General features: G+C 67.9%; 14 protein-coding genes. 5 read left to right on the forward strand and 9 right to left on the reverse strand.

Annotated elements, in window-relative coordinates:
* Positions 1 to 5: 5 nt before the first annotated feature.
* Complete coding sequence (locus BR07_RS24420) at positions 6 to 728, reverse strand: hypothetical protein (protein ID WP_051613357.1); 723 nt, start codon at positions 726 to 728, stop codon at positions 6 to 8.
* Positions 729 to 796: 68 nt separating this feature from the next.
* Positions 797 to 1,204, reverse strand: coding sequence for a PAS domain-containing protein (locus BR07_RS0112605; protein WP_197027788.1), 408 nt, complete (start codon positions 1,202 to 1,204; stop codon positions 797 to 799).
* A 241-nt stretch (positions 1,205 to 1,445) separates the two neighbouring features.
* Between BR07_RS0112605 and BR07_RS0112610 the strand changes: the two genes are divergently transcribed.
* Positions 1,446 to 3,290: a putative bifunctional diguanylate cyclase/phosphodiesterase gene (locus BR07_RS0112610; RefSeq protein ID WP_081821254.1), complete on the forward strand. Its 1,845-nt coding sequence runs from the start codon at positions 1,446 to 1,448 to the stop codon at positions 3,288 to 3,290.
* Here BR07_RS0112610 and BR07_RS24425 read toward each other — a convergent pair.
* Positions 3,209 to 5,449 (reverse strand): molybdopterin-dependent oxidoreductase, encoded by a 2,241-nt coding sequence (locus BR07_RS24425; RefSeq protein WP_081821255.1) that lies wholly within the window; start codon positions 5,447 to 5,449, stop codon positions 3,209 to 3,211. The genes BR07_RS0112610 and BR07_RS24425 overlap by 82 nt on opposite strands.
* A gap of 71 nt (positions 5,450 to 5,520) precedes the next feature.
* Here BR07_RS24425 and BR07_RS0112620 point away from each other — a divergent pair, with 71 nt between their 5' ends.
* Together BR07_RS0112620 and BR07_RS0112625 are read left to right on the forward strand one after the other, a co-directional pair.
* On the forward strand, positions 5,521 to 6,348 hold the full coding sequence (locus BR07_RS0112620) for a serine hydrolase domain-containing protein (protein ID WP_231476315.1): 828 nt from the start codon (positions 5,521 to 5,523) through the stop codon (positions 6,346 to 6,348).
* Positions 6,349 to 6,495: 147 nt separating this feature from the next.
* A complete protein-coding gene (locus BR07_RS0112625; protein WP_027505753.1) occupies positions 6,496 to 6,999 on the forward strand; it encodes a DUF3145 domain-containing protein in 504 nt (167 codons plus the stop codon).
* Between the two features lie 69 nt (positions 7,000 to 7,068).
* Here BR07_RS0112625 and BR07_RS0112630 read toward each other — a convergent pair whose 3' ends face one another.
* The 6 genes from BR07_RS0112630 to aceE form a co-directional block, all read right to left on the reverse strand.
* Complete coding sequence (locus BR07_RS0112630) at positions 7,069 to 8,502, reverse strand: acyl-CoA carboxylase subunit beta (protein ID WP_027505754.1); 1,434 nt, start codon at positions 8,500 to 8,502, stop codon at positions 7,069 to 7,071.
* A 130-nt stretch (positions 8,503 to 8,632) separates the two neighbouring features.
* A complete protein-coding gene (locus BR07_RS0112635) occupies positions 8,633 to 9,883 on the reverse strand; it encodes a KasA/KasB family beta-ketoacyl-ACP synthase (protein WP_027505755.1) in 1,251 nt (416 codons plus the stop codon).
* 8 nt (positions 9,884 to 9,891) lie between these two features.
* Positions 9,892 to 10,203, reverse strand: coding sequence for a meromycolate extension acyl carrier protein AcpM (gene acpM, locus BR07_RS0112640; protein WP_027505756.1), 312 nt, complete (start codon positions 10,201 to 10,203; stop codon positions 9,892 to 9,894).
* A gap of 191 nt (positions 10,204 to 10,394) precedes the next feature.
* Complete coding sequence (locus BR07_RS0112645; RefSeq protein WP_027505757.1) at positions 10,395 to 11,312, reverse strand: ACP S-malonyltransferase; 918 nt, start codon at positions 11,310 to 11,312, stop codon at positions 10,395 to 10,397.
* A gap of 128 nt (positions 11,313 to 11,440) precedes the next feature.
* Positions 11,441 to 12,805 carry a PucR family transcriptional regulator gene (locus BR07_RS0112650; protein ID WP_081821256.1) on the reverse strand — a complete coding sequence of 455 codons (1,365 nt, stop codon included), beginning with the start codon at positions 12,803 to 12,805 and terminating at the stop codon, positions 11,441 to 11,443.
* Positions 12,806 to 12,840: 35 nt separating this feature from the next.
* Positions 12,841 to 15,627, reverse strand: coding sequence for a pyruvate dehydrogenase (acetyl-transferring), homodimeric type (gene aceE / locus BR07_RS0112655; protein WP_027505759.1), 2,787 nt, complete (start codon positions 15,625 to 15,627; stop codon positions 12,841 to 12,843).
* 370 nt (positions 15,628 to 15,997) lie between these two features.
* On the opposite strand from aceE, the gene BR07_RS0112660 reads away from it, so the two are divergent.
* Complete coding sequence (locus BR07_RS0112660; RefSeq protein ID WP_027505760.1) at positions 15,998 to 16,420, forward strand: DUF3052 domain-containing protein; 423 nt, start codon at positions 15,998 to 16,000, stop codon at positions 16,418 to 16,420.
* A complete protein-coding gene (locus BR07_RS0112665) occupies positions 16,420 to 16,884 on the forward strand; it encodes a peroxiredoxin (RefSeq protein WP_027505761.1) in 465 nt (154 codons plus the stop codon). The genes BR07_RS0112660 and BR07_RS0112665 overlap by 1 nt, the downstream gene beginning before the upstream one ends.
* The last annotated feature ends 4 nt before the right edge of the window (positions 16,885 to 16,888 follow it).

Here is a 16,888-nt window from a genome sequence, read left to right on the forward strand (position 1 = left end):
CGGGCCTATGTCGTTCCCGTGGACCAGGTGTGGACCAGTTGCGCTGCCGCGTCGTCGATCCGTCGAGCGTGATGCGCGTGAGCGGTCTCTCGGAACGTGTTCAGATCCCACCAGAGGGCCCTCGTGCTGTAGCGGTCGTCCGGATACGGCGTGGGGTCGATCGTATCGGCCACCACGGCCCCCGACTTCTGCCACATGGACACGGCATGGTCCGCAGCGGTGGAGAGTGCGAAACGCACCCCGAGCAACGAGCACGCCAGCGGTCCTGCGTGCGCGATCATGTCGACGAGACGTTTGTCGCGTGGAGCTGCACGATCCACCCAGCCCGATTTGAGCTCGATGACTCCCTCGCGGAGACGGTCGTTAACAGCGTCTCGCAAGACGTTCCGCGCCAACGGGTTCCGTTGCCACTCCAGGTCGGCGTGCGTCTGACGGGCGTGCTCGTACGGACCCTGGACGCGGATGCCGGCGAGCATGCGCCCGGACGCATCCAGGGCGCACAGAAAGATGGTCGTGTTCCGCCCGTCGCGGATGGTGTCGTACTCGAGGGCGACGGACACGTCGTGCCGCTCGTAACTGATGCGTGCACCTTCGAGGTAGCGACGCCACAGATCCGGGCGGGAGGTGGGGGAGGTGGCGACCACGGTGCACTCGAACACCGGATCGTCGTAGTACCCGAAGGCGTGTGTGGGGCGTGTGTGCGTGGTCGAGAGTGGCGGGGCCGTCATGGTCTGGCGCTCCTGTACTCGGGATGGTGTCCACCGGGGTTCAGCGGTCGTGCCTCCGGCCCGGCGAGTCAGGCCGCGGGGGCGACCGGCGTCGACTCGACGAGCAGGTATCGACGGTCCCCGACCTGTACCCGGGAGAGTTCGAGATCCACCTCGACGGCCCCACCGTCCTTGCGGACCAGCCGGAGCCGAGCGTCGGCCGAGCCGTCGAGGGCGGCAAACGCCCGCGCGGTCGCATCGGCGAGGGCCTCGGTGTCGGCAGGATGGAGCACTGCGGACGATCCGAGCAGCGCGAGCTCACCCGAGTCGTAGCCGAGCAGGTTGCTGCACGCGGAGTTGTAGAACGCGAGAGCGCCGGAGCCGTCGTGCACCGTCGTCGCCCGGTCGGACCGCACGACTCGGTAGTACAGGGACGAGAGGTCAGGGGCAGCCGTGACCGAGCTCGCTGACGTATTCATCGATACCAGGTCCGACATGGGACCGATAGTGGCACAGTGACTTACGGTTCTGCCACGGTGCAACTGAGGCAAAACCGGTAAAGAGTCGGTTTTTATGTGTGATGTCATGAGTTGCAGGTCACTGCATTTTCGGATCAGATGTTGATCAGAATGCGCGGAAGATGCCTCGAGCTGCGAGTACGACACGCTGCATCGACCGGGTGGGGTGGTGACGGCCGTGCGGGGGCATCGGGCCGATCAGGGGATTTCAGGAGAAGTCATGGATCGGATGGAAGGTCGGACGAGTGTCCGGCGGCCCCTCAACACGCTCGTGTCCGAGTTGGCGACGCGGTTGCTCGGTGCCGACTCCGCGAACGTCGTCGAGGCGTACCGGGCGCTGCTCCGAGACCTGTCCACCGATTTCGGGATGGACACGTGCTTTCTCCGGCACAACGACGAGCGCATCGACGCGTCGATTCTCGCCGCGGAGTGGCCCCCGCGGCCCGTCGTTCCCGACCCGGATCCGTTGGGCGTCGTGTACTTCGACAGAGCGGATCCCGTGTTCGCCCGGTCGCGCAGCCAGACCGAGGTCGAGATCTACAGGCCGAGCGATCAGCCCGAGAACTACCGCGACCGGGTGAAGGACGCATCAGGGGTTCCGGCGACCACGATGGTCGCGGTACCCCTGGTCGGCGACGGCCGCACCCTGGGCGTCCTGGGTTTCGTTCGATTCGCCGACCGCGAGTGGACCGCGGAGGAGCTCGAGGCCGTCACTGCGGTCGGAGCGATGCTCGCCCAGGTGCAGAGGCGCGTGGCCGCGGAGAACGAACTGCGCCACACCGCGATGATCGACGAACTGACCGGGCTGATGAACCGTCACGGGCTGACCGAGCTGCTCGACGGGCGCGCCGGCGACGGCACCGCGGTGGGCGTGCTGTTCGTGGACATCGACCGGCTGGCCGCTCTCAACGACTTCCTCGGCCATCGCATGGGTGACGAGTTCCTGCGCACCGTCGCGGACCGCATCCGCCGCCGACTGCCGGACGGGGACGTGGTGGCGAGGCTCGGCGGGGACGAGTTCGTCGTCGTCCTCGGTGGTGCGCCCACGGCCGAGGACGGTGCGGAGCGTGCGGAGATGGTCCGGTCGGTGGTCGCCGAGCCGATGGTGGTGGGGGACGACAGGGTGACCCGCACCGCGAGTATCGGCGTGGCCGTGGGAACCGCGGATCCGTCGGAGATGCTGCGCCGGGCGGATCAGGCGGCGCTGCACGTGAAGTCGTCGGGTGGCAACGGCGTCGTCCTCTACTCGGACGAGATCGCGGCGACCAACGACCTGCGGACCGACGTCGAGCTGACGCTGGGCCATGCCATCTCCCACGACCGGTTGGTGCTGCACTTCCAACCCGAGGTGGACCTGCGTTCCGGTGAGATCACCGCAGTGGAAGCTCTCGTCCGCTGGCCGCATCCGACCCGCGGCATGCTCGGGCCCGACGTCTTCGTGCCCATCGCCGACGCGGCGAACCTCGCCCCGGAACTCGGGCGCTGGGTCATCGATGCGGCGTGCCGGGCGTATGTGAGCTGGCGGGACGCCACGGGTCGCACCGACCTGGTTCTGCGCGTGAACATCTCACCGGTCCACCTCGCCGTGCGCGACTTCGCGCAGGAGGTGGCGGACGTCCTGCGGACCCACGGGATCGACCCGGCCTGCTTCTGCCTGGAGCTGTCCGAGGTCGCGGTGGTGGATTCGGTGGCGCGATCGGGCGCAGCCCTCACCTCCCTGCGCGACAGGGGAATCAGGACGGCCATCGACCACTTCGGTGTCGGCTACTCGTCACTGCTGCATCTCAAGAGGTTGCCGCTCGACGTGCTCAAGATCGACAGGCACTTCACCGACGGGCTCGGCGTGGACGGCGACGATCGTGCGCTCGTCTCGGTCATGATCGGACTTGCTCGGTCACTCCGGCTCGACGTCGTCGCCAACGGAGTCGAGACGTCCGCGGCGGCGCGCACTCTGGTCGAGCTGGGCTGCCACCGCGCGCAGGGTCACGCCATCTGTCCGCCCGTCGACGAACCCACCCTCCGCTCGCTGCTCGTCGACGGGACCCGGCTGCTCGACGTGTCCTGATCGTCGGTCCCGACGAGCCGGAGCGTCACCGGGACACCGTTGAGGACGGCATTTCCCGCGACGCCCTCGACGCGGTCCGGATCGGTGAGGTCGTTGACGCTCGGTCCGCGGACGTCGCGGGCCACCGTCAGTCGCACACCGTCGCGGTCATGCCCGAAACCGTGCGGGATGCTCACGACGCCGGGCATCACCGAGTCGCTCGCCGTCACCTCGATGCGCACGGAGCCGGCGGCGGACACGACCTCGACGGTGTCCCCGTCGGCGATGCCGAGACGGTCGAGATCGGCGGGATGTGCCAGCAGACCGTGGCGCGGCTTGCCCTTCACGAGACGCGGCGCGTTGTGCATCCACGAGTTGTTGCTGCGAACGTGGCGGCGCCCGATCAGGAGCAGTTCGCCGTCCGCGGACGGCGTCGCGGCGAGTAGAGCGCTCCGCAGTCTGTCGATGTCCGGGGTGATCACGTCGTGCATCAGACCGATACGCCGATCGCGGGTGAGCAGCTTGCCCGGCAGACCGGGACGCAGCGGACCGAGGTCGGTGCCGTGCGGGTTCTTGCGAAGTGTCCGCAGAGTGACCCCGCGAGCGCGCAGCAGCAGGAGTTCGACCGTTCGGGCGGGGGACAGCCGAGTGCGCACCTCACGGACCACGGCCGCGGCGTTCACCCGACCCAGGGTCCGCGCACGCGTTCCGCGGCGGCGGACGGCGGCGTAGCGCAGACTCAGATCGCGGAAGATCTCCCAGTCGTGGCGCGCGTCGGCTTCTTTCGGCAGGACGGCCGGATTGAACTTGGCGGTGTTCCGCACCGCGAACGTCGAGAAGATCAGGTCGTAGTGGTCCCGCTCGAGGGCCACCGTGGACGGCAGGATGATGTCGGCGTGGCGTGAGGTCTCGTTGACGTAGATGTCGAAGGACACCATGAAATCGAGCCCGGCGAACGCGTCGTCGAGCCGGGGGCCGCCCGGCATCGACAGCACCGGGTTGCCCGACGCCACCACCATGGCGCGGACGCGCCCGGGCCCGTCGGTGGTCATCTCGTCCACGAGGGTCGACGCCGGGAGCTCGCCACTGAACTCGGGCAGATCCCGCACCCGGCTGCGCCACTTGTCGAAATGACCGCGGCCGGTGATCTTGTTCGCGATCAGGTCGACGGCCGGATCGGTGAACAGCACGCCGCCGACCCGGTCGAGATTGCCGGTCAGGATGTTCAGGACGTGCACTGCCCACTGGCACACGGTGCCGAACTCCTGGGTGGAGACACCCATCCGGCCATAGACCGCGGCCGATCCGGCGCTCGCGAGATCGCGTGCCAGCGTGCGGATCACGTCGGCGTCGATACCGGTGAGAGGTGCCACGGCCTCGGGCGTGAACGCCGCCACCGCCTCGGTCACACCCTCGACGCCGTCGACGTACGGGGCGGGGGTAGCGGCGCCGTCGGCCAGGACGACGTGAACGAGCGCCAGCAGCAGATGAGCATCCGTGCCGGGACGGATGAAGTGGTGGGTGTCGGCGACGTCCGCCGTCTCGGTGCGCCTCGGGTCGATCACCACCATGCGCCCGCCACGTGCGTGCAGTTCCTTCACCCGCTTCCCGAAATCGGGCACCGTCATCATGGATCCGTTCGACGCCATCGGGTTGGCGCCCAGGACGAGGAAGAAGTCGGTGTTGTCGATGTCGGCGATCGGCTGACGGAGCTGATGCCCGTAGAACAACATGTTGGTCAGCTGGTGCGGCAACTGGTCCAGCGACGTGGCGGAGTACCGGTTGCGGGTGCGCAGCATCGACAGGAACGGGATGCCGTGGGTCATGGCGCCGAGACTGTGCACGTTGGGGTTGCCCGCGTAGACACCCACGGCGTCGGCGCCGTGCTCGTCACGGATGGCGGACAGGCGTCGGGCCACGAGGTCCACCGCCTCGTCCCACCCGATCTCGCGCCACCCCGACTCGGTGCGCTGCAGCGGTCGGCGGACACGGTCGGGGTCGTTCAGGATGTCGACGAGCGCGGTCGCCTTGGGGCAGATGTGTCCGCGGGACAACGGATCCTTCTTGTCCCCGCGGACGGACTGCACACCCTCGTCGGTCACCGTGTACTCGAGTCCGCACATGGCCTCGCAGAGGGTGCAGGTGCCGTGGGCGGTGCGGGTGGTTCCAGCCGAGGTCATTCCACGCACGCTAGTCGCGTGTACCCGGACGCATCGAGATTCTGTGACGAGTGTGAATTACAGTCGGGCTCGTGGTCACCGGCAACGCATCCGAGATTCTGTCCTCACTCACCGACTGGCCGGTCCCGGCGGTGTCGGCCGCGGTGATCACCGACGGTCCCGACGTGGCCGCGCGGCACGGTGATCGGGACCGCGTGCAGGAACTGGCCTCGGTCACCAAGCTCCTCGTCGCCTACGCGGCGCTCGTCGCGGTGGAGGAGGGAGCCGTCGAGCTCGACGAGGCGGCGGGACCCGAAGGATCCACCGTCCGACACCTTCTCGCCCACACCTCGGGAGTCGCGTTCGACGACCGACGGCCCACCACGGCGCCGGGGACGAAACGCATCTACTCGAGCGCCGGCTTCGAGATCCTGGCGGAGCACGTGACCGAGCGTTCCGGCATCGAGTTCGGGGAGTACCTGTCCGCCGCCGTGCTCGAACCGTTGGGTATGACCTCGACCGAGCTGCACGGGTCGGCCGGCCACGGAGCCCGGTCCAATCTTCGCGACATGGAGGCGTTCGCGGCGGAACTGCTCGCACCGACGCTCGTCTCCGGCCAGACCGTCGACGAGGCGACGAGCGTGCAGTTCGAGGGACTCGGAGGCATCCTCCCCGGGTACGGGTCGCAGCGACCCAACGACTGGGGTCTGGGCTTCGAACTCCGTGATCACAAGTCGCCGCACTGGACGGGGGAGACGAACTCGGCGCGCACGTTCGGGCACTTCGGGCAGTCGGGAACGTTCCTCTGGGTGGACCCCGAAGCCCGCGTCTCGTGCGTCGTGCTCGCCGACCGCGCCTTCGGGGACTGGGCCAAGCCGCTGTGGACCGCGTTGGGTGACACGGTGCTCGCGGGCGTGTGACCCGCCGCGACACGCCGCCGGAACCCACCCGACACACCGAACGACTGGTGTAACAGGGGTAACTCGAGGCACACTGGTAGAAGCCGTACATCAGCAGACGCGTCAGGCCGTTGGGGAAGACGTCCCTCGTCGAAGCTGGAGGCAACGGTGAACGCACTGAACCAATTCGCGGACTCGACCACGGGTGTCGTCTACATTCACTCGTCGCCGGCCGCGCTGTGCCCGCATGTCGAATGGGCGCTGTCCGATGCGCTCGACTGCCGAGCAAATCTCAAGTGGACCGCGCAGCCCGCGTTCGACGGTCAACTGCGGGCCACCACCAACTGGACCGGCCCCGTGGGCACCGGCGCCCGGTTGGCCAGCGTGCTGCGCTCATGGCAGATGCTGCGTTTCGAGGTCACCGAGGACCCCAGTGAGGGTGTCGACGGTGAACGTTTCGCGCACGTGCCCGGCCTCGGCCTGTGGCACGGCGCCACCAGTGCCAACGGCGACGTCATGGTGGGCGAGCAGCGACTGCGGTCGATCCTGGAACAGGGCCGCGGCGACGTGTACGCGCAGCTGGATCACGTTCTCGGTACCGCCTGGGACGCGGAGCTCGAACAGTTCCGTCTCGGTGGAGTCGGCGGCGAGGTCACCTGGCTCGCGAGTTAGTGGGCCTCCGGCCCCCGTGAGCCTTTTGCGCATCCCTGGATGCGCAAAAGGCTCACGGGGCGACGCCACTCAGAGCGGGATGTTCTTGTGGCGACCACGGCGCGCCGGGGCGTCCGCCAGCGCGCGGGTGAGAGTGCTGCGGGTGGCGGCCGGATCGATGATCGCGTCCACGACGCCGATGCCCACGGCCCGCTCGACACCACCGGCGATGGCCTCGTGCTCGGCCGTCAGACGGTCGTGCAGCGCCTCGCGCTCGTGATCGGGCGCCGCTGCCAGTGCCTTCTTGTGCAGGATGCCCACGGCCGCCTTGGCGCCCATGACCGCGACCTCGGACTCCGGCCAGGCGTAGACGGCCGTTGCTCCGAGAGCCCGTGAGTTCATCGCGATGTATGCGCCGCCGTAGATCTTGCGGGTCACCAGTGTCACGCGGGGCACGGTGGCCTCCGCAAACGCGTGCAGCAGTTTGGCGCCGCGGCGGACCACGCCCTCCCACTCCATGCTGACGCCCGGGAGGTATCCCGGGACGTCCACGACGACGACGAGCGGTATGCCGAAGGCATCGCACAGGCGGACGAAGCGGGCGGCCTTCTCGGCGGACTCGGAGTTGAGGCACCCACCGAGGCGGATCGGGTTGTTGGCGATGACACCGACCGAGCGACCACCGAGGCGGCCGAGCCCGGTGACGATGCTGCGCGCCCAACCACCCTGGAACTCCTCGAAGGACGACTCGCCCTCGACGTTGTCGAGCAGCTCGTTGATGACCGGGTGCACGTCGTACGCGCGGCGGTTCGACGCGGGCAGGAGTGCCTTGAGATCGGTGTCGCCGTGCTGGGCGGCGGCCAGGTCGAACTCGCCCTGCTCACTGAACATCGACACGAGCCGACGTCCCCGTGCGAGGGCGTCGAGTTCGTCGTCGGCGACGATGTGGCAGACGCCGGACTTGCGGAAGTGGGTGTCGGGCCCACCGAGCGAGGCCATGTCGACCTGCTCGCCGGTGACGCTGCGCACCACGTCGGGACCGGTCACGAAGACCCGGCCCTCGGGGGCCATGATCACGACGTCGGTGAGCGCGGGGCCGTACGCGGCGCCGCCGGCGGCGAATCCGAGCACGACCGAGATCTGCGGAACGGTGCCCGACGCACGCACCATGGCCTCGAAGACCAGCCCGACGGCGTGCAGAGCCTCGACGCCCTCGGCGAGACGGGCCCCACCGGAGTGCCAGATGCCGACGATGGGCGCTCCGGAGTCCAGGGCCTCGTCGATGGCGGAGACGATGTGCTTGCAGCCGTCGACTCCCATGGCGCCGCCCATGACGGTGGCGTCGGAGCAGTAGGCGATGGTGTGGACTCCGTCGATCTCACCCGAGGCGGCCAGCACACCGGACTTGTCACGGTCGTGCAGCGGGGTGGTCGTACCGGAGTCGAAGAGCTTCTCGAGACGAGCGAGGGGGTCGCGCGGGTCACGCGACGAGGAGTGGCGGGTGTGCGGAGCGAGGACGGTCATCGTGTTCTCCCCTTCATACTGCCGCTCCCGGCAGGGGAGTGGTGGTGAGGGCGAAGATCCGGCGACCGCGGTCGCCGGACCTCCGCCCTCGTGCGCGTACGACTGTCACGCCGTGACGGCTGCGGAGCCGTCAGTGGCGTCCGAAGGCGAGCGCAACATTGTGCCCACCGAATCCGAACGAGTTGTTCAGTGCGTACTCGATCTCGCCGCGACGGGCCTCGCCCGACACGACGTCGAGGTCGATCTCCGGATCCTGGTTGTCCAGGTTCAGCGTGGGCGGAACGATCCCGTCCCGGATGCTGAGCACTGTCAGGATCGACTCCAGGGCGCCGACAGCGCCGATGGAGTGCCCGAGGGCCGACTTCGGTGCGTACACCGATGCGTGGTTGCCCACCGCAGCGTTGATCGCGGTGGCCTCGGCCGTGTCCCCGATGGGAGTGGCCGTGGCGTGGGCGTTGACGTGCGAGATGTCCTGCGCCGTCAGTCCCGCCGTCTCGATGGCCCGGCGCATCGCACGCGCCGCACCGGTTCCGGCCGGATCGGGAGCCACCAGGTGGTACCCGTCCGAGGTGATGCCGGCGCCGAGAAGGCGAGCATGGATCGTCGCGCCGCGAGCCTTGGCGTGCTCCTCGCTCTCGATCACCATGAGCGCACCGGACTCGCCGAAGACGAAGCCGTCACGATCCTTGTCGAACGGCCGCGAGGCCGCCTGCGGATCGTCGTTGCGTGTGCTCATGGCACGCATCATCGAGAAGGCCGCGATCGGCACCGCGTCGATGTGTCCCTCGACCCCACCCGTGACCATGATGTCCGCGTCGCCCATGACGATCATCCGCCATGCGTGAGCGATCGCTTCCGATCCCGACGAGCATGCCGACACCGGTGTGATGACACCGGCGCGTGCACCCAGGTCGAGCCCCACGACAGCCGACGGTCCATTCGGCATGATCATCTGCACGGCGAGCGGGGACACCTTGCGGTACCCGCCCTCGCGCATCTTCTTGTCGGCGTCGAGCAGTGCGTCTCCGCCGCCCAGGCCGGTGCCGATCGAGACGCCGAACCGCTCCGAGTCGACCTCGGGGCTGCCGGCGTTCTTCCACACCTCCTTGCCCAGGACGTATGCCATCTGCTCGACGTAGCTCATGCGTCGTTGCTCGACGCGAGAGAGAAGAGTCGATGGATTGACGGCCAGATGGCCGCCGATGCGAACCGGAAGATCGAACTCGGTGACGAAATCGTCCTCGAGCACGTCGATGCCGCTCTCCCCGTTCAGCAGTCCCTTCCACGTCGCGTCGACGTCACCGGCGATGGAGGTGGTCACCGCCAGGCTGGTCACGACGACGTTGCGGAAGCCCCCGTTGGCTGTGCTGGGCGTGGTCACGGTCGTGCTCACTCGCCTGCGGAGTCGCTCTGGTTGTCGAGCTTCGCCTTGATGGCCTCGGCGGCCTCGGGGTTCTCGGCTTCGAGCTTCTGGATGTAGTTCACGGCGTCGCCGACGGTGCGGAGGCTGGCGAGATCCTCGTCGGGGATCTTGACGCCGTACTTGTCCTCGGTCTGCACTGCGATCTCGACCATGGAGAGGGAGTCGATGTCCAGGTCGTCGACGAACGACTTCTCGACGGTCACCTCGGACGGCTCGATGCCGGTGACCTCTTCGATGATCTCGGCGAGTCCGGCGATGAGTTCTTCCTGCGTGGCCACGGAGTGGCTCCCTTCGTGTAAGGAACTGTGCACACGGCGCGACTGTGCGCCGGTGCGGATGCTGTCTCGACGAACGCTCGTTCTCGAGTCGGGCCGGCTACGTACCGGCCCCGCTCACCTCACGACGTGCGGTGAGCGATGCGCATCCCCGGCCCGGTCCGTGACGGACCGGCGGGGTTGCGCGCAGTAACCTAACCGACCGATACCGGGGCGGTGAGGCCGGAGACGTCCTCCGGAGTCTTGAGGGCGACCGTCGGGGTGCCGCGCATCTCGCGCTTGGCGATCCCGACGAGGGTACCGGCCGGCGGGAGCTCGACGATCGAGGCGACCTCGGCCGCGCGCAGCGTCGCTGTGCACAGATCCCACCGGACGGGCCGGGTGACCTGGCCGGCGAGCTTGGCCAGTGCGTCCGCGCCGGAGGTGACCTCGCGGCCGTCGAGGTTGGAGAGCAGGCGACGCGTCGGATCGGACGGCGTGATGGAGGCAGCTGCGGCGACCACGGCGTCCTGCGCGGGTGCCATGAAGCGCGTGTGGAACGCGCCGGCGACGGGCAGCGGGCGAATGCGTGCCTTCTCGGGCGGGTTCGCGGCGAGCTCGGCGAGGTCGGTGAGGAGACCGGCGGCCACGATCTGGCCGGCGGCGTTCCGGTTGGCGGCCTCGAGGCCGAGCTCGGTCAGACGCTCGAGCACCGCGTCCTCGTCGCCACCGAGCACGGCGGACATGCCGGTCGGAGCCAGTGCGCAGGCCTTGGCCATCTCGGCGCCGCGGATCGCGGCGAGAGCGACCGCGTCGTCGGCGGAGATGACGCCCGCGACGGCGGCTGCGGCGAGTTCACCGACGGAGTGGCCGGCGACGACCATGTTCTCCGGCAGTCCGTGCGTGCGCTCGATCTCCTCGAAGGCGAGGAGCGCAGCGGCCACGACGAGCGGCTGGGTCACGGCGGTGTCGGTGATCTCCTCCGCCGTGGCGGTGGTTCCGAGCCGCGTCAGGTCGAGGCCCGACGCCTGCGACCAGAGGGCGAGACGATCCGCGGCCCCGGGGAGTCCGAGCCACGGCACGAGCATGCCGGGTGTCTGAGAGCCCTGTCCGGGCGAAAGCACTGCAATCACGGAACTAAGAAAACACTGTGAAGGCCGTTTCAGGAGATGTTCTACGCGATGAACCTTGTCGGTCGTATTTGTCAGAACCCTACAAACGCCCTGCAGGATGGGTCGCATCGTTCCTGGCGCAAGATCCGTTACTGTATGAGATTCCCAAATGTTCCGGCTGTGACTGTTGTTATCGGTGATGGGCTTTCGTTATGGGATTGCGACAGGCGACCCACTGTTGCCGCGATTCTCAGGACGTACGCATCACGGGCATTGGTCGGATCCCGACCAGTCACCTCCGCGATTCGCTTGAGCCGATATCGCACAGTATTTGGATGAACAAACAGTGACCTGGCACACGTCTCGACCGCTCCGCCGCAATCGAGATACGCATCGAGCGTGTCCGAGAGTGCCGATCCGGCAGCCTGGAGCGGCTGGACGATGAGCTCGTTGAGCGACGTGACCGCCGCCTGATCGCCCAGCAACGCTCGTTCCGGCAGTAGTTCACCCGCGTGCACCGGCCGCGGTGCTCCCCGCCATCCGACCACCGCCTGCATCCCCGCGAACGCCTCCACGGCACTCGAGTGCGCGGCGCCGAGGGTGCGGGTCGTCGGGCCGATGACCACCGGGGTGTCGGAGAAGTTGCGCATGAGGTCGTCGAGGAAGGCGGCACTGGTCGGGTCGCCGGAAAGATGACCGGAGACCACCATGACCAGACGCGTGCCCTGCACGACGGCGAGCGCGGCGCGATGGTGGCGCTGCGCCACCGTGTGCACGGTCCCGACGACGGAGACGCCCTGATCCGGTGGAGGCGATCCGACGAGCACGGTGGCCGGCGCCGTCGCGTCCCAGTTGAGGGTCGCGGCACGCGAGAGCATGTCCGAGCCGGTGTCGCCGCGGACGACGGCGTCCACCACGAGGGCCTCGAGCCGGGTGTCCCACGCGCCACGCGACTCGGCCGCGCTCGCGTACACCGACGCGGCGGCGAATCCGAGCTCGCGCCCGTAGCGCAGCACTGCTTCCGTGAGCGCGACGAGTTGCTGATCGTTGCGCGCCAGGGCCGGGAGCCACTGCTCGAAGAACTCCATGGCGACCCGCACCATGTCGACGGTCTGCCGCAGAGTCAGGCGCCGCGCCAGATCCTGCGGGATGACCTGGAACGCGTCGAGGCTGAAGCGGATGTCGCTGTCGGGGTTCTGCAACCACTCGAGGAAGTTGACGACGGCCGTCTGCACGAGCATCTGCACACTCGCGCGCTGCGACGCATCGAGGTCGCTCACGAACGGCAGCTGATCCTGCATCTGGGTCAGCGCCTCGGTGGAGAGCCTGCTGGAGAACTGTTTCACCCGTCGCAGCAGTGCATCGGGAAGCGGGACTCGTTGTTGTCTCGCGCGGATCGCGCCACCGGGTCGGTGGGCCTCCGCGGCGGCGCGGCGGAGCTCGCGGCGTTCCCGGACACGCTCCGATTCCCCCTCCGGCGAACCGTCGGGGGAATCGGGAGCGATGTCGGCCATGGCCACGAACTTACGCGGCGTGCCTGGTGCAACTGTCAGGCGACGCCCGGATCGGCCGTGGAGATCGGAGCGGCCAGGACGTCGTCGATCTGGTAGCGCTCGGCTGCCTCGACGGCCTTGTCCTTGTCCACCTCACCGGAGCGGGCGAGCGCGGACAGCACGGCGACGACGATCGACTCCGCGTCGACGTTGAACTGCCGCCGTGCCGCGGTGCGGGTGTCGGAGAAGCCGAACCCGTCGGTGCCCAGCGTCGTGTAGTGGCCGGGAACCCACTGACGGATCTGATCCGGAACAGCACGCATCCAGTCCGACGCGGCGACGAAGGGTCCCTCCGCCTCCTGCAGCTTGCTGGTGACGTACGGGACGCGCGGCTCGTCGCCGGGGTTGCGCAGGGCCTCGGTCTCGGCGTCGACACCGTCGCGGCGGAGTTCGCCCCAGCTGGTCACCGACCAGACGTCCGCGGACACGCCGTAGTCCTCGGCGAGGAGTTCCTGCGCACGCAGCCCGGACGGCATGCCCACACCGGAGACCAGGATCTGCGCCTTCGGGCCGTCGGCCTCGCCCTTCTGGAACAGGTAGATGCCCTTCAGCAGACCCTCGACGTCGAGGTTCTCCGGCTCCGCCGGCTGGCGGTACGGCTCGTTGTACAGAGTGATGTAGTAGAAGATGTTCTCTCCACCGAATCCCTCCACACCCTCGGTGCCGCCGTACATCCGGCGCAGACCGTCCTTGATGATGTGCGCGATCTCGAACGAGAACGCCGGGTCGTACGCGACGGCCGCCGGGTTGGTCGCCGCGAGCAACAGCGAGTGTCCGTCGGCATGCTGCAGGCCCTCACCGGTGAGGGTGGTGCGGCCGGCGGTGGCGCCGAGCACGAAGCCGCGGGCCATCTGGTCGGCAGCGGCCCAGAGGCCGTCGCCGGTCCGCTGGAAACCGAACATCGAGTAGAAGATGTACAGCGGGATCATCGGTTCGCCGTGAGTGGCGTACGACGTGCCGACGGCCGTGAAGGACGACGTCGAGCCGGCCTCGTTGATGCCCTCGTGCAGGATCTGGCCGGTGACGTTCTCCTTGTAGGCGAGCATCAGTTCCGAGTCGACCGAGGTGTAGAGCTGGCCGTTGCGGTTGTAGATCTTGAGCGACGGGAACCACGAGTCCATACCGAAGGTGCGGGCCTCGTCGGGGATGATCGGCACGACGCGATGGCCGATCTCCTTGTCGCGAAGAAGTTCCTTCATGACGCGGACGAGCGCCATGGTCGTCGCGACCTCCTGCTTGCCGGAACCCTTCATGATCGACTTGTAGGTCGAGTCGGGCGGCATGGGCAGCGGCTTCGCCGAAGTGCGACGCTCCGGGACGTATCCGCCCAGGGCCTTGCGGCGATCGAGCATGTACTGGATCTCGGGGGAGTCCTCGCCCGGGTGGTAGTACGGGGGCAGGTACGGATCCTTCTCGAGCTCCTCGTCGGAGATCGGGATGTGCTGGATGTCGCGGAACGCCTTGAGGTCGTCCAGCGTCAGCTTCTTCATCTGGTGGGTCGCGTTGCGGCCCTCGAAGTGCTTGCCCAGCGTGTAGCCCTTGATGGTGTGCGCCAGGATCACCGTCGGCTGGCCCTTGTGCTCCATCGCGGCGGCGTACGCGGCGTGGACCTTGCGGTAGTCGTGGCCACCGCGCTTGAGGTTCCAGATCTCGGCGTCGCTCAGATCCTTGACCAGTTCCTTGGTCCGCGGATCGCGACCGAAGAAGTTGTCGCGGACGTAACTGCCGTCGTTGGCCTTGTACGTCTGGAAGTCGCCGTCGGGCGTGGTGTTCATCAGGTTCACCAGCGCGCCGTCGCGGTCCTTGTGCAGGAGCGTGTCCCACTCGCGGCCCCACACGACCTTGATGACGTTCCAGCCGGCGCCACGGAAGAACGACTCCAGTTCCTGGATGATCTTGCCGTTGCCGCGCACCGGGCCGTCGAGGCGCTGCAGGTTGCAGTTGACGACGAAGGTCAGGTTGTCCAGACCCTCGGTGGCAGCCACGTGAGCGAGGCCTCGCGACTCCGGCTCGTCCATCTCGCCGTCGCCGAGGAACGCCCACACGTGCTGATCGGTGGTGTCCTTGATGCCGCGGTCGGCGAGGTAGTGGTTGAAGCGCGCCTGGTAGATGGCGTTCATCGGGCCGAGGCCCATCGACACCGTCGGGAACTCCCAGAAGTCCTGCATCAGACGCGGGTGCGGGTACGACGGCAGGCCGCCACCCTGATCCGCGTGGCTGTATTCCTGCCGGAAGCCGTCCATGCGCTCGGCCGGAATGCGACCCTCGAGGAACGCGCGGGCATAGATGCCGGGGGAGGCGTGGCCCTGGATGAAGATGTGGTCACCGCCGCCCGGGTGGTCCTTGCCGCGGAAGAAGTGGTTGAAGCCCACCTCGTACAGAGCAGCGGACGAGGCGTACGTGGAGATGTGGCCACCGACGCCGACGCCGGGGCGCTGCGCGCGGTGCACCATGATCGCGGCGTTCCAGCGGATCCAGGCGCGGTAGCGGCGTTCCATGGACTCGTCGCCGGGGAACCACGGCTCGTTCTCGGTGGGGATGGTGTTGACGTAGTCGGTCGACGTCAGCGCGGGAATGGACACACGCTTCTCACCGGCACGCTCGAGCATGCGCAGCATCAGGTAGCGGGCGCGCTGCGGCCCGGAGCGCTCGAGGAGCTGGTCGAAGGATTCCATCCACTCGTCGGTCTCGTCACTGTCGATGTCCGGAAGGTACGACGCCACCCCCTCTCGGATGACGCGAACACGGCCGTCCGTGCTCGCCTTCCTGGCGACAGCGCCCATCGCGGCGTCTGCCGCGTCGGTGCGCTCTTCCTTCGTCGATTCCGACAACGTGTGTTCTCCTCGATGTGGCGGGAGCATGGTGTGCTCCCGGTCCAGTGCGAGCCGGTCCTGTGACGCCGGCCCGCTGTGCAGCTTCACGGTGATCTGGGTCAATCTCGGGTGATCGAGGTCAATCCTGCCCCATCGGACCCCGCTTGGTGCAGGTGGTTCCCGATTGGGTAAGCGTGAAATCAATGCAACGGAAAAACGCGCAGATCGCCGCGTCGGCTTGCGCCGGGGCGCCCGACCCTGTTCGCTTTGACTACTGCACACTTTGCTGTATCGCCCGGTCGGTCTCGATCGGGTTCACGACTCGAAGGAGGACACGACCGTGGTCGCCGCGGCGGACGCCCAGAACTATGCCCAGAAGCTCGGAGTCACCCGCGACATGGTCGTGCAAGAGTTGGGTTGGGACGAGGACACCGACGACGACTTGCGGGCCGACGTCGAGGAGATGATCGGCGGCGAGACCGTCGACGAGGATTCCGACGAGGTGGTCGACGTCGTGCTGCTGTGGTGGCGCGACGGGGACGGAGACCTGGTCGACGCCCTCATGGACGCCATCACCCCCCTCTCCGACGACGGTTTCGTGTGGGTCCTCACTCCCAAGACAGGCCAGTCCGGCCATGTCGAGCCCAGCGAGATCGCCGAGTCCGCACCCACCGCGGGCCTCACCCAGACCTCCACCACGAACCTCGGTGCGTGGATCGGCAGTCGGCTGGTGCAGCCCAAGGCTCAGCCCACGAAGCGCTGATGACGCTCGAGGTGGGAGTCGAGGCTCCCGACTTCACGTTGAAGGACCAGAACAACCAGCCCGTCACGCTGTCGGACTATCGCGGCACCAAGAACGTGCTGCTGATCTTCTTCCCGCTCGCGTTCACCGGCACGTGCCAGGGTGAACTCTGCCGGGTGCGCGACGAGCTGCCGAAGTTCGAGAACGACGACACCGCGGTGCTCGCCGTCTCGGTCGGTCCGCCTCCCACGCACAAGATCTGGTCCGCCGAGCAGGGATACACGTTCCCGCTCCTGTCGGACTTCTGGCCGCACGGCGCCGTGGCGCAGCAGTACGGCGTGTTCAACGAGGACCTCGGGTTCGCCAACCGCGGCACCTTCCTCATCGACACGTCCGGAGTGGTGCGGTTCGCCGAGATGATGGGTCCGGGCGAGGCCCGTGACCAGGGGGCTTGGGAGAACGCTCTCGCCACGCTAGATTCTTGAGCGC

Source organism: Rhodococcus sp. UNC23MFCrub1.1 (genome assembly GCF_000686025.1).
Classification (GTDB): Bacteria; Actinomycetota; Actinomycetes; order Mycobacteriales; family Mycobacteriaceae; genus Rhodococcoides.

What these genes read in the sequence shown, in the direction of transcription:
- BR07_RS24420 (WP_051613357.1), bottom strand. Translation starts at nt 728, where the DNA reads ATGACGGCCCCGCCACTCTCGACCACGCACACACGCCCCACACACGCC.
- BR07_RS0112605 (WP_197027788.1), bottom strand. Translation starts at nt 1,204, where the DNA reads ATGTCGGACCTGGTATCGATGAATACGTCAGCGAGCTCGGTCACGGCT.
- BR07_RS0112610 (WP_081821254.1), top strand. Translation starts at nt 1,446, where the DNA reads ATGGATCGGATGGAAGGTCGGACGAGTGTCCGGCGGCCCCTCAACACG.
- BR07_RS24425 (WP_081821255.1), bottom strand. Translation starts at nt 5,449, where the DNA reads ATGACCTCGGCTGGAACCACCCGCACCGCCCACGGCACCTGCACCCTC.
- BR07_RS0112630 (WP_027505754.1), bottom strand. Translation starts at nt 8,502, where the DNA reads ATGACCGTCCTCGCTCCGCACACCCGCCACTCCTCGTCGCGTGACCCG.
- BR07_RS0112650 (WP_081821256.1), bottom strand. Translation starts at nt 12,805, where the DNA reads ATGGCCGACATCGCTCCCGATTCCCCCGACGGTTCGCCGGAGGGGGAA.
- aceE (WP_027505759.1), bottom strand. Translation starts at nt 15,627, where the DNA reads ATGGGCGCTGTCGCCAGGAAGGCGAGCACGGACGGCCGTGTTCGCGTC.
- BR07_RS0112665 (WP_027505761.1), top strand. Translation starts at nt 16,420, where the DNA reads ATGACGCTCGAGGTGGGAGTCGAGGCTCCCGACTTCACGTTGAAGGAC.